Annotated in this window: 10 protein-coding genes; 7 read left to right on the forward strand and 3 right to left on the reverse strand. The window is 47.2% G+C overall.

The window, feature by feature from the left end:
- Positions 1 to 109 precede the first annotated feature (109 nt).
- Positions 110 to 1,129, reverse strand: a complete 1,020-nt coding sequence (locus QMA13_RS33175) for an NADH:flavin oxidoreductase/NADH oxidase (protein ID WP_282937892.1) — start codon at positions 1,127 to 1,129, stop codon at positions 110 to 112.
- A 169-nt stretch (positions 1,130 to 1,298) separates the two neighbouring features.
- On the opposite strand from QMA13_RS33175, the gene QMA13_RS33180 reads away from it, so the two are divergent.
- The 5 genes from QMA13_RS33180 (at position 1,299) to QMA13_RS33200 (ending at position 9,392) form a co-directional block, all read left to right on the forward strand.
- Positions 1,299 to 1,637 (forward strand): winged helix-turn-helix transcriptional regulator, encoded by a 339-nt coding sequence (locus QMA13_RS33180; RefSeq protein ID WP_282937893.1) that lies wholly within the window; start codon positions 1,299 to 1,301, stop codon positions 1,635 to 1,637.
- 645 nt (positions 1,638 to 2,282) lie between these two features.
- Positions 2,283 to 2,687, forward strand: coding sequence for a hypothetical protein (locus QMA13_RS33185; protein WP_282937894.1), 405 nt, complete (start codon positions 2,283 to 2,285; stop codon positions 2,685 to 2,687).
- A gap of 108 nt (positions 2,688 to 2,795) precedes the next feature.
- Positions 2,796 to 7,751, forward strand: a complete 4,956-nt coding sequence (locus QMA13_RS33190; RefSeq protein ID WP_282937895.1) for an NEAT domain-containing protein — start codon at positions 2,796 to 2,798, stop codon at positions 7,749 to 7,751.
- 156 nt (positions 7,752 to 7,907) lie between these two features.
- Complete coding sequence (locus QMA13_RS33195; protein ID WP_282937896.1) at positions 7,908 to 8,705, forward strand: MBL fold metallo-hydrolase; 798 nt, start codon at positions 7,908 to 7,910, stop codon at positions 8,703 to 8,705.
- 195 nt (positions 8,706 to 8,900) lie between these two features.
- Positions 8,901 to 9,392: a hypothetical protein gene (locus tag QMA13_RS33200; protein WP_282937897.1), complete on the forward strand. Its 492-nt coding sequence runs from the start codon at positions 8,901 to 8,903 to the stop codon at positions 9,390 to 9,392.
- A gap of 132 nt (positions 9,393 to 9,524) precedes the next feature.
- On the opposite strand, the gene QMA13_RS33205 is transcribed toward QMA13_RS33200, so the two are convergent.
- Both QMA13_RS33205 and QMA13_RS33210 read right to left on the reverse strand, forming a co-directional pair.
- Positions 9,525 to 10,382, reverse strand: coding sequence for a sugar phosphate isomerase/epimerase family protein (locus tag QMA13_RS33205; protein ID WP_282937898.1), 858 nt, complete (start codon positions 10,380 to 10,382; stop codon positions 9,525 to 9,527).
- A gap of 22 nt (positions 10,383 to 10,404) precedes the next feature.
- Positions 10,405 to 11,469: a Gfo/Idh/MocA family protein gene (locus QMA13_RS33210; RefSeq protein ID WP_282937899.1), complete on the reverse strand. Its 1,065-nt coding sequence runs from the start codon at positions 11,467 to 11,469 to the stop codon at positions 10,405 to 10,407.
- Between the two features lie 101 nt (positions 11,470 to 11,570).
- Between QMA13_RS33210 and QMA13_RS33215 the strand changes: the two genes are divergently transcribed.
- Both QMA13_RS33215 and QMA13_RS33220 read left to right on the forward strand, forming a co-directional pair.
- Positions 11,571 to 12,419, forward strand: a complete 849-nt coding sequence (locus QMA13_RS33215; protein ID WP_282937900.1) for an AraC family transcriptional regulator — start codon at positions 11,571 to 11,573, stop codon at positions 12,417 to 12,419.
- 263 nt (positions 12,420 to 12,682) lie between these two features.
- Complete coding sequence (locus QMA13_RS33220; protein WP_028553042.1) at positions 12,683 to 13,015, forward strand: ArsR/SmtB family transcription factor; 333 nt, start codon at positions 12,683 to 12,685, stop codon at positions 13,013 to 13,015.
- The last annotated feature ends 59 nt before the right edge of the window (positions 13,016 to 13,074 follow it).

Below are 13,074 nucleotides of genomic sequence, written 5' to 3' on the forward strand. Positions count from 1 at the left end.
AGACTATGTCGGAATTGGAGAAATGGATGCTTGCCCTAAGGGGAATAGGCTTTAATATATGCTTGTCACGGCCATTCTACTAGGCTGTCTCCTGATTATACCCTTAAGCTTAATAGGCTCTTGCGTACTGCTTAGGCGCTGAAACTTCCCCGGAAACTTCCTGAATGGCATGTGTAGCCCAGTAAGGGTCGCGCAGCATTCCGCGGGCAACAGCCACCAGGTCGGCGTCCTCATTAGCAACAGTCGCTTCTGCCAGTTTGGCATCATCCAGCAGACCAACAGCAATGACAGGCACATCGAGAGCTTGCTTGACAGCTCTGGCAAAAGGAACTTGATAACCCGGATAGTTCCCCGGTCTTCTTGCTCCTACTGGACCCTCGCCGCCGCTGCTCACGTGCAAAATATCAACACCAGCTTCCTTATACCGTCTGCTCATTTCAATACCGTGGGCAAGATCATAGCCTTCATCCATATATTCTACAGCGGAGATTCTTAAAATTAGTGGCATATGCTCAGGCATCACGCTTTTAACCGCTTGAATCACTTCAACACCAAAACGCGCCAAATCCTGTCCGTATTCATCCGATCTATTGTTGATCGCAGGCGAGTGAAACTGATGGATCAGGTAGCCGTGAGCTCCATGAAGCTCGATCGTATCGACACCGGCTTCAATAGCTCTGACAGCCGCCTCCTTATACTTCACTACCATTTGTTTGACTTCCTCCGTTGTAAGGGCGCGAGGCTTCTTATGCTCAGGTCCAACTGCAATATCGGAAGGACCTACCGGAACAGCAGCATCTTCCGCCTTACGACCTGCATGCGCAATTTGAATCGCAACCTTCGCACCATATTTGTGCACTTCCGAAATGATTCGTTTGAATGCCGGAATATGTTCATCGGACCATAAGCCCAGATCATAATCGGTAATACGTCCATCCGGTTCAACATCCGTCATCTCCATAATAATGAGCCCCGCTCCGCCGATCGCTCTGGAAACATAGTGGACAAAATGCCAATCGTTAGGCTTACCATCCTTAGCCTCTACTGAATATTGGCACATCGGCGGCATCACGATACGATTTTTTAAACTTAATCCTTTAAAAGTAAATTCAGAATTTAAATGAGACATCCTATTCTCTCCTTATATTTGATTTCATTATTTTGTTATTAACCACAATTATTATATACAGGTTTACTTCATTTATGGAAGTAGTGATAATTTTGTCATATAGTTTCCGAAAAGTTACTTATGTGCTATATTGGGCTTAATTCAACCTTAAATAAAGGATAGATGCACTATGAGTATCCAAGAACCACTTAAATTGACCAAAGGTCTACCTGACGAAGTATGCCCCATTGCCAAAGTGATTGATATGATCGGAACCAAATGGACCTTCCTTATTCTTCGCGATTTGCTTATCGAAGGAACGATGCGCTTTAGCGATCTGCTAAAATGCCTGGACGGCATAAGTCCGAAAACACTATCCTTGCGCCTAAAAGAGCTTGAAGAGCATGGTATCTTAATTCGTACTGTATACCCTGAAGTCCCCCCGAGAGTTGAATATACAATAACAGATAAAGGAAGGCAGCTGGAGAGTGTATTTATTGAGCTGAAGCGGTTTGGGCTCACGCTATAGTGCGGAACTGCAACTGCACCGGACAATCCTAGATCGCCTCCGTGCAGCTTGCTGCAAGCGGTCTATTTTTTATTTTACGGCATCAATATTTCATCCTTTAAAATACGGCTGTTGCGTCGTAATTCCAGTCTTTATTGGAGCTTATTACAGCTTATGAACTGTACTAAAACACCTCTCTCTATGAGCTAAAATTTCCCAATTATTGGTCATCAGAAAATCAAATAGTTCTTTTACCTCTCGTCCTCCATTACCCGAAATCCCAGATATACCAACGGCTCCCACGATTTTTCTGCATCCAAATGGTGCCAAATCATCAAAATGCCTCAATTGACAAAATTTAGATTGGAAAATAAGATAGGGGTGTCGATAGTTGGTGCACACATTATCGGCACTCTGAAGAAGAGGTACTGTTTGCTAACAGCTTCCTCGGGCCGCAGATTTTTTTTAACAACATTACTGATAATGATTATCATTATCGTATAACTTGATTTTCTGTGGCGTCATATTCCCTTTTTGAAAGGAGGCTGGAAAGTCATTTCGGCTTCTCCTGCTCAGGCAGTTGATGTAACAAAATTCATGGTTCGATGGATGCAAAATCGGATGCAGAACCCCAATTTTACTAAATTCCAAGGAGAGTGTTTATTCATGACAGTATCATTCAAAAAATCATTTTCTATGATCCTCTTGGTATTCATGCTTGCTCTTGCTTTCGCGATTCCCGCTTCGGCTGCCAGCCAGTCCTACGAATTTTATTACAATGACAACCCAACTTCCCCCTACAACGCCCATGTGAATCCGTTCATTGTAGGCCCAGCTGATGTAACTGGCACTACCGTTACTATCACTTTGGATGATGAGTATTACGGATACCTGCAAGCTGACAACGGCTCTGGTACCTTCGTCAATGCTTCGCAAGGATTGGATGCCAACGGAGATACAACGTTCACTTTCACCAACTCCAACCCGTCCAGCGATATTAAAGTAAAACTGTTTGTCGAGGTTCCTGGGCAACATTCCGCACTTTATCCTTTAACTATTCACTGGAAATAATGATTTAGCTGCAACACAATAATTGCCCAGGCGAAAAGTGGTCTGATTCCAGGCTGCTTTTCGTTTTGGTATTTGGTCCAAGACCGAAAAAGAAGGAGTGTCCATAGAGTGTTAAAAAGCAGTTTGAAGCAATCCATTGCCTTATGCCTTTCCCTGGCCTTATTCCTGTCATCTTTATTCGCCGCCTTGAACATCCATCCCGGAACAGCCGAAGCAGCTGCAACTCTCCCGGATAACGTATATCCGGTCAGCTACCGTTATGTGAAGGATGGTTCCACTTACGATTCCGCAGCCAATATGTATTTATCCGTTCCGGGCTCAGGAAAGCTCATCGTTCAGAATGGTAAAGTCACATTCGAACATGAAATCAGCCCTCAATACTACGGTTATTTTCAATTTCTCGCTTTTCGCAATCCTGGGGCAGCTAAGGCGGTAATCAATACCTCTACCAATACTGCTCAAGGAACAGAAGGCTATACTCCCTTCCCTGTTCGTCCCACTAACAATGGCACCGGTAATATGATTACCACCATTCAAATTGAAGACATTACCAAAAAGCAAGATGTTGTCATGCATGTCGTTATTAAGGATGCCCCCGAATTTGGCGTCGGTTTTCATTATGATTACTGGTATAACGTTCAGCTGGAAATCAATACGAAAGGCTTGCCGATAAACGGAAATGACGGAGGAAACGGCGGGGAACCAGAACCGCAAATTACGCTTGCCTCTTTAAAGGAGCTAGTGACTGTTTCCAAATCCGTCTACGCAAGCACCTATGAAGGAACTCAGTTGGGAGACTCACCGGCAGGCACCAGACTCCCGTTCTATACGAAGATCGTACAAACGGAAACTATTATTGCTTCAGGCAGCCCCTCAACAGAGGATATCAAAAAAGCTTACGATGAATTGACAGCAGCCTTGAATACCTTTAAATCTTTAATTTATTCTGCAGATAAACGAGTTCTTGCTTCCCTGATAGCCGCCATAACGGAATTCAGAGATGGAATCAAAGAGGTTGGCTATGCAGACGGTCAGGTCGGTTCGTTGACAGCCCCTGCCGGACCGGGGGAGTTCATCGTAGGGCCCAAAACCAATATAACGTACGCTCTTGAGAGTGCCCAGAAAGTCTACGATGAACCTAAGTCTACACAAACTGCAGTTGACGATGCCGTGAGAATTCTTACCGGAGAGTACAATTCTATCAAGGATTCTTACTATATTATCAGTGCCGATCCTGTAAAGGTCATCGCTCTAGACTCGCTTAGCCCGACGACTGTTCCATCGGCCAATGCTCCTGAAATCGCAGGTACTACCTCCTATATTACTCTTAAGAACGCTGATCTCGGCACCAAAGCGAACATCACCTTTAATACAAATATACCAATCACTGACGTGATGCAGCCGACAGCTTCAGGTACTGGAGGATATACAGCAGTCGAATACCGTGCTTCCCAGCTCATCAAGAGCTCTGATGACCAGAAAAAAATGTATCAAGTCTCCATTCGCAAATCGAATGTCGCTGATACCAAGTGGCTCGGGCAATCCTATGTCCGCTACAAGCTCGACGGTGTGACCAAGGTCGTATACCTCAGCTACAATGCCGATAAGCTTGAAGCATTGAGTCAGGTTGCTGCTGCAGCTCAAAAGTTAACGGATACGGCAACCTCCGCACCTGGAGCAGAAGCCGCTTATGCTGCAGCAAAGACGACACTGTTAAGTAAAATCGATGCGGCAAAAACAACAGCTGCCAATTTAGCCAGTACCCGGCCGCAAATTTATGCAGCCGATACTGCATTGGAGCAGGCAGTGACTACTTTTAAAGCTAGTGCAGCCTATCCGCTTTATTTCACTACGGTTCATGCGACAAGTGACGCATTCTCCGCGGTGGAAAGTTACTTCTTGAAGCCTGCAACCGTAACAACAGCGGGAGGCGCCACTTCTGTCTCCTTCACCATCAAAGATAGCTCGATTATTAAGGAATTCCAGGTCAAAACTGGCGGACAATATGTCGATGCAGCCGTTGTTAGCGAGAATACGGCGAACAATACGAGAGTCGTGAACTTTAAGGCCGACAGCTTAACTGCTCTGCTCGATGCCAAGGTTCACATCGCCATCCCGGAACAAAATTATGACCGTATGCATGATATTCGCCTGAATTTGAATAATGTGGACAATAGCGCTCTGTCTCAAGCCATAACCGATGCAAATACGCTCTACAGGACAAGTGTAACGGGTACGGCTCCTGGGCAATATCCGCAAGCTGCGAAGACGGCCCTTCAGTCTGCCATCAATACTGCGGGTGCGGAAGCATCGCGCTTAACTGGCACTACTGAGCTGACGGCGGCTGCCTTGCAATCACTACAGAAGGCTGTGACTACATTTAAAGCATCTGTCATCGCAGAGCCTTCGAATCCTGGCTCGATTCCAGATGGCGAGTACCCTATCGGCTTTACGATCTATAAAAAAGGTACCGATGAAAAATCGGTTATGTACGATTATGTCGACCCGAATAGTGGGAAGTTGACCGTGACCGGCAGCAAAAACTTTGTATCCTTCACCGTCAAACAAAACGCTGAGATCAAATCGTTCAAGACCGAACGCAACGGTGTCTTGACCGAAACGGAAACTGTCAGCGTCGATACCGCTGCGAATACACGTGTCGTCCGGTTTGAAGTAACAGACATCCAAAGCCGTTTGAACGGCTGGGTCAAGATTTATTGGGTGCTTCCGGCTCCTATCGGCGTTTATGATCATGAATACGAAGTAGAGCTAGGCTTTGATTTCAAACAGCCTACCGTAGATAAGTCACAATTAACAGCACAAATTACGGAAGCTCAGACCAAGCTGGCAGCCGCTGTTGAAGGCACCGTGCCAGGACAATATCCTGTCGGGTCCAAGGCTGTCCTGCAAGCAGCGATTACTGCTGCTGAAGCCGTTGCAGCCAATGCTTCGGCAACACAGCAAGCTGTGAATGATGCAGTTGGCGCTTTGAAGAGCTCTATGGAAGCGTTCAACGCTTCCGTCATCGCAGAGCCTTCGAATCCTGGCTCGATTCCAGATGGCGAATACCCTATCGGCTTTACCATCTATAAAAAAGGCACCGATGAAAAATCGGTTATGTATGACTATGTCGATCCGAACAGTGGGAAGCTGACCGTGTCCGGCGGCAAAAACTACGTTTCCTTCACTGTCAAACAGAACGCTGAGATCAAGTCGTTCAAGACCGAACGCAACGGTGTCTTAACCGAAACGGAAACTGTCAGCGTCGATACCGCTGCGAACACGCGTGTCGTCCGGTTTGAAGTAGCAGATATCCAAAGCCGTTTGAACGGCTGGGTCAAAATTTATTGGGTGCTTCCGGCTCCTATCGGCGTTTATGATCATGAGTACGAAGTAGAGCTAGGCTTTGATTTCAAACAGCCTACCGTAGATAAGTCGCAATTAACAGCACAAATTACGGAAGCTCAAACCAAGCTGGCAGCCGCTGTTGAAGGCAGCGCTCCAGGACAATACCCTGTCGGCTCCAAGGCTGTTCTGCAAGCAGCAATTACTGCTGCTGAAGCCGTTGCAGCCAATGCTTCAGCAACACAGCAAGCTGTGAATGATGCGGTTGGCGCTTTGAAGAGCTCTATTAGCAAATTCCAAGCATCCATTGTATTGGCAGATGCCAACTACAGCTTCAACTGGCCGTCCTCCATTCACAATGGAAACGGAACACTGTTAACAAGCTTTATATCCTCGGATGCCAGCATGAAAGTAAGCGGAGGGAAACAAATCGTCACAATCCAGCTCCTTAGTGGCGTTACCTTCAAAAAGCTTCAAATGAAAAAAGCGGACGGCTCTCTTGAAGATATCGCCATTGCAGCCGCCGCCAAACAATCCGGTGTAGTAACTGTTTTAGCAGCAAGCAGCACACAGGCGACAGCCAGCTTTGAAATCAAGGACCGCTCAGCAGTCTATGTGCTAAGCCTGCTCGATGCAGCACAAAACGAGCATGCCTTCGAAATTGATTTTTCTAAGATCAACCCATCCCAGGTAACCGAACCTGGAACAGACAATGGTACCAGCACTCGTCGCAGTGGTGGCGGCGGTGGCGCAATTATCATCAAGCCGTTGGCTGAAACCCTGGAAGCCGGGAAGTATACGATTGAATACGCTCTTTATTCTAGAGGAACATCGCAAACTTCCGCTGCAGAACCATTCGCCAAGCATCCGGCCAAGCTGGAAATTGCGAACGGCAAAAGCTATGTCTTATGGACGGTTTCCAATAAAGAAATCACGGCACTTAAGATTGTGGATACTAGCGGAGCTTGGATAGAGCCTAAGGTAGTAGCAGTAAACGAGACACTTAATGAAAGAACTGTACAATTTGAAATTCAAAATGCACAAGCCAAAGTGCTGACTCAATTCAAATTAGCAGCATCCAATGCCAACAACGGTGTCACCGAGGCGGATATCGCCTTTGACAAAGCCAGCATTCAGCCGGACAAAAAAACAAATGAAAACTCAAGTCAGCCTGAAGCCAAAGCGGCCCTCAAAGATCTGCAAAATCATTGGGCTCAAGCGTCTATCGAGCAAGCGATAGCCCTTGGCATTGTGAATGGGTACGAAGACAACACCTTCCGTCCAGACGCAAATATTAACCGGACGGAATTCGTTACCCTGCTGAACAAAGCGCTGAAGCTGGGGCAAAGCTCCAGCGAGCTGAGCTTTACCGACGCGTCTCAAATTCCGCAATGGGTGAAGCCACACCTTACACCGGCCGTGCAAGCAGGAATCGTTACCGGATATGAAGACGGTACCTTCCGGGCCGATCGCCAAATCAGCCGGTCAGAATTGGCTGTTGTCATTGTGCGTGCTATGAAGCTGAAGGTAGATGCTGATGCTCGCTCCAGCTTCTCGGATGCGGACAGCATACCTCAATGGGCTCAAGCGTCCGTTGCAGCTGCACACAAGCAAGGCATCATCAACGGACGGGATAACAATCGGTTCGAGCCTGATCAAAGCGCCACTCGTGCAGAAGCCGTGTCCCTCATCTTGTCTCTCTACAATGCTTCTAAATAATAAGAATTCATGAAGCCGGGCAGCCATCCCATATAACGATGGCTTGCCCGGCTTCTTTCTTTTCTTTTCTGCATGCCTACAAACGGTGTCTTGTTGAATACTTGAAATCCTGCTATGCTTTAAAGCAAAAGACCAAGAATCGGAGAGAATAAGAACATGAACGACCTACTGACATTCTGGGGGACAGGCGACTCGATGGGTGTTCCACGGGTGTACTGCCCTTGCGACATCTGCACAGAAGCCAGAACGACCGGACATAACAGGCGCCTCCGTTTCTCCGTCATGCTTAATGCAGGAGGAAACGAGCTGTTAATTGACTGCGGGCCTGACTGGAGAGCCCAGATGGAACGGGAAGGCAAACATTTCATCGAGCATGTCCTTATTACCCACGCTCATTTCGATCACATCGCCGGACTGCCTGAATGGGCCGATGCTTGTCGTTGGCTGGGCCGCAAAGGCCACCTTTATGCTCCGCGAGATGTGCTGCATACGATTACTCAGCAGTTTCCTTGGCTCGAGCGCCATCTCCACCTTCATGATTGTATCCAGGGATTGACCTGGGGAGACTGGCATATTACTCCTTGGAAAGTATGCCATGGCAAAAACGGCTTTTCCTATGCATATAAGTTCCTCCGTGGGGGCTCTGTACCCTATCAATGGGTGTATTGCTCTGATGCTATTAACTTGAACACCGAAGAAAAAGCTCCTTTATTCGGATTACAGCTGCTCATTTTGGGTACGAATTTTTACAAGGAAGAAGCCGAGCTTAGAACCCGCTCCGTCTATGATATGGTGGAAGCGCTGGAGCTCATTCAAGAGGTTCAGCCTGAACGTGTGATGTTTACTCATATGTCCCATGGTGTGGATGTGCTTCTCGATTATGCGCTTCCTTCCTTCGTTTCATTAGCAGCAACCGGTATGAGCATCCTTCTGGACAAGAATCCAAGCGAGTAACCTGTACTAAACTGCTATCCAATCCAAGATCGTTTCCGAATTTATAGGTTCGTACCAAAAACAAAAGTCTGCCTCCTTCGCTAGGACGCTGGCTTTTTTGTGTTCTACCTCTCTAGAGCTGTAACATTCACAACGAAGTACGCGTTATTGTAGACAAATAGCATTAATCCATATGAACCAAAGGGGAGAATGGTCATGAATAAAGGCGCTTTTCTCATAGTATTCCTGGGACTGATGCTAGTTTATGTTACAGGCTGCAGCAAGCAAATAAGCGGTGATGAGCTTACAGCAGAGCAGTATGTGAAATCGCAGGGATACGCGGTCACTGCTCGTGGAGGCCCTATTTACAGCTATCAGCTGGACAAAAGCAAACTGTACGGCAGCCCCGATTCGACACCCTACATGCAAATGTGGGGAGTTCAAGCAGAGGAACCTGACCGCTATTTCGGGCAGCAAATTACAATCTACCGTTTTACCGTCAAGCAGCATCCCCTTGAACGCATTTATAAGAAAAAAACGAATGTATTTATTATGATGACAGGAAGCCGTATCATTGGAGGGTACTCATTTCCCGATGCCGAAGTGGCAGGATCTGTCTACTCGTTGGATGGCAGAACACTGGAGGAAGTCACAGGGATGAACTTTCAGGATTGGATGGCCATGTGGAAAAAGAAATATTCCAATTGAATTCTTCTGACATTGGGTCAGCTATATAACCGGAAAAAGAGGGCCTCGAAGCGTTGTTCCGCCTCAGGAACAACGCTTCGAGGCCCTCACTTTATTTGGTCGTTCCTTTTTACTCCTTAGACTGCGGTTCTTCTATACCTCGTCCCATAATCTTCGAACCGTCTCCAGGCCCAGCTTTGAGCCTGTATAGCAGTCCTCCATACCTTCGAATTCCACCGAGATATAGCCATCATAGCCGGAATACTTCACGATGCTAATGACCTGACGCATATCAATATCGCCGTGACCGACGATCGCACCGCGCAGATGATTGCCGCTTGCAGTCGGGAACCATCCCGTCCCTGGATTCAGATGAGCTGGGCGAAGATAGAAATCTTTGACATGAACCATGGACGCAAAGGAAATGTTTTTCTTCACAGCGGCAACGGAGTTTTCATCTGCACACATAAAGTTACCTATATCCAGCGTTGTCCGGAAATTCGGACGATCCACGGCATGAATCAGCGCCTGCACCCTATCGCTCGCCTGAATGTAGTAGCCATGGTTCTCTACACTTGTCACAATATCGTATTGCGACGCGTAATCAGCAATTTGTCGGCATGCGGATGCAAGCAGCTCCAAATCCTCCTGGAACCGGATCATGGAGGTATCCTTGCGGGACGCTACGTCATGGCGCATCCGTTTGACTCCGAGCCCATGCGCAATATCGACCTCGCGTTTAACTCGCTCAATCTCCGCTTCGTATTGCTCACGAGATTCCGTAATGAAGTTCGCTCCTATCGCGTAATTGGATACTTCAATTCCCGCGGCTGCCGCCTTATTCCGTATCGCATCGATCAACTCCGGATTCTCCGTCAGATTGAAGCCGATAGGCACAATTTCTACATGCTCTCCGCCGTTCTCAGCGATCCAGTCGATAGCTCCAAGGATATCTAGTTCTTGAGATCTAATGGCGCGTACCAAGCTATATGAGCTTAATCCAAGCTTCATGAGTGACTCTCCTCCCCTTTTGTTATTCGTAGCGAACTTCGCGGCCGGTTTCAGCCGATTCGTAAATGCCGCACAATATTTTCATCAATTCCACGCCATCCTCCACAGGACTGATCGGCTCGACACCTGTCGTGCAGCTTTCGATGAAACAGCGAATTTCATTCTGGAACGCAGCCGTAACATTCAATCCTTTTTGATCGGTTTGCGGCGTGATGTTCAGGATCGTATCATGCTTCTCGGAGATGAGCGCCAAGGCAGGCTCCAGTTCCAAACCACCCTTTTCACCGAACAGCTTGACTACCGTTTCATCCTGCTTGGCATGCAGCGTGAAGCTGACATCAACCATCAAGGAAGCGCCGTTGTCAAAGCGTACAAGCGCATTAGCCATATCCTCGACGGAATTTTGGCTCGCATCATAATCCGCTGCTTTATAGAACGACAAGTTTTTCACGTTGCCGCGATTTCCAAGTTTTTTGTAGGTATTGCCTGTAACGGAGACGACCTTCGGGCGCCCCATCAAGTACCAGCAAATATCAATGACATGGACTCCGATATCAATCAGCGGCCCGCCGCCAGAACGTGATTTGTCTGCGAACCATCCTCCCGGATTGCCCAAACGGCGAATGCAGGAAGCTTTTGCATAATAAATATCGCCGAATTCGCCATTTTCCACGAACCGCTTCACCAATTGCGCATTAGCATCATAGCGGCGGACAAAGCCGACCTGAAGCACCTTGCCTGAATCGCGAACCGCCTGCTGCACTTGAAGCGCTTCCTCCACTGTGCGGCACAAGGGCTTTTCTACTAATACATGCTTGCCTGCCTTCAACGCTGCGATGCTTATCTCTGCATGAGTGTTATTCCAGGTGCAGATGCTAACAGCATCGATAGACGGATTTGCGAGCAATTCATGATAATCTTCATATATTTGCGACGCACCGTATTTGTCCGCCTTCTCCTGTGCTCTTGCCCGGTTCAAATCACATACAGCGGCAATCTGCACGGCCTCGCCCAGCTTTTGATACGCCTGAAAATGCAAATCCGAGATAGACCCTGCTCCGATAATTCCTATGTTCAGCTTGTTCAATTTCAATCCGTCCTCCCTTAAGTCGGTTTGATCGTTGAGCTATTGTTCAATGCACTATATACTCAAATTATCACGTATCCGGCAAAGAAGGAATGTATGCCATGATCAGTTACATGGACTATAAGATCAGTCGACAACCTATTCGTATTGTGGATTTAATGGTGGATAAAAGCATCCTGAAGGTACAATCGCTTCGGGTGATCAACGTCGGTCACATTCCTGCGCGAATCCATTACCGGAGCCAAGCGAAGTTCACCCACTGGGCGATCGTGTATATTTCCGGAGGCTCAGGGACTTACCAAGTGAATGACGGAGAGAAGCAGAAGGTGAAACAGGGCAGCTTTTTCCTGTTATATCCCGGTGCGGTGTTTCATTACGGTCCCGGAGAGAACGAGCACTGGGACGAGCATTACTTCACGATTGAAGGGCCGCGCATTCAAGAGTGGGTTGATTCCGGGCTCATTGAGCTTGCCAAGGTCAAGCAGACCGAAGAAGAGCAGTTGACGCGGATCAATCGCATTTTCATGCTGATGGAAAGCGGAACTCCTAGCAATATAGATAGAGCCGCTCTGGCAGTCGAAGCTATGCTGCTTGAGTTCGTGCTAAGCTCAGAGCCTGTGCCAAAAACGACCAAAGTAGAAAATGCGCTCGGACTCATTGAAGCCATAGCCGACTATATGTATCGGCCCTTCGATCCACGGCAGCTATGCGAGCAGCATCATATTTCGTTCCCGACGCTCCGACGTACCATTAGCAAATATACAGGCTATCCCCTGAACGAATATGTCCATCGCCTGAAAATGGCCGAGGCCAAAAACATTCTTCTAAACACAGATCAATCGCTAAAGGAAATCGCATCCTCCTTGGGCTATCAGGACGTATTTTATTTCTCACGGCTGTTCAAAAAAATCGTCGGTGTTTCTCCAAAAATATTCCGCACCACGATGTAACCTTGGATGACAGGCCCTACGTGAAATATTTTGATCTACTAAACGAGTTGCAAAAAACGTCTACCGCTTCTTCATCTACAGAAGAGCCGTGGACGTTTTTTTCATGTTCTTGCTAAAAATGGCGCATGCTAATCTCATCTGCGTTAAAATGGGTTGCTATATTCGACAATTTGGTCATTTGTCATTGACAAAATCACCCTATGTAGAATACTATATGAACATATACTCATATATTCATACGCTCATTTATGGAGGTACATTTTATGGAGTCATTCGACCGTCCTCAAGGTCCGGATGTTACAGTCCGGTCTTTGGATGAAGAAACCTTATTTATGGTGTCTCAAACATTCAAAGCCTTATCCGATACAACTCGAATTCGCATCTTATATTTACTCTCACAAAAGGAATGCTCGGTCAATGAAATTGCCGACGAGCTCTCACTCCTGCAATCGACCGTATCGCATCAGCTTCGCTTTTTGAAAAATTTGCGTTTGGTCAAGTTCAGAAGAGCCGGTACTACATTATATTATTCTCACGACGACGAACACGTGATGGATCTGCTAAGCGAAGCGATACACCACGCCAATCACGATTAGCCTGATTCTCGATGCCGGGACGCACGAGCAGACCGGAGATAAGTGTGAAATGAGGGGAA

Origin of the sequence: Paenibacillus sp. RC67 (assembly GCF_030020805.1) — a bacterium.
Lineage (GTDB): Bacteria > Bacillota > Bacilli > Paenibacillales > NBRC-103111 > Paenibacillus_S.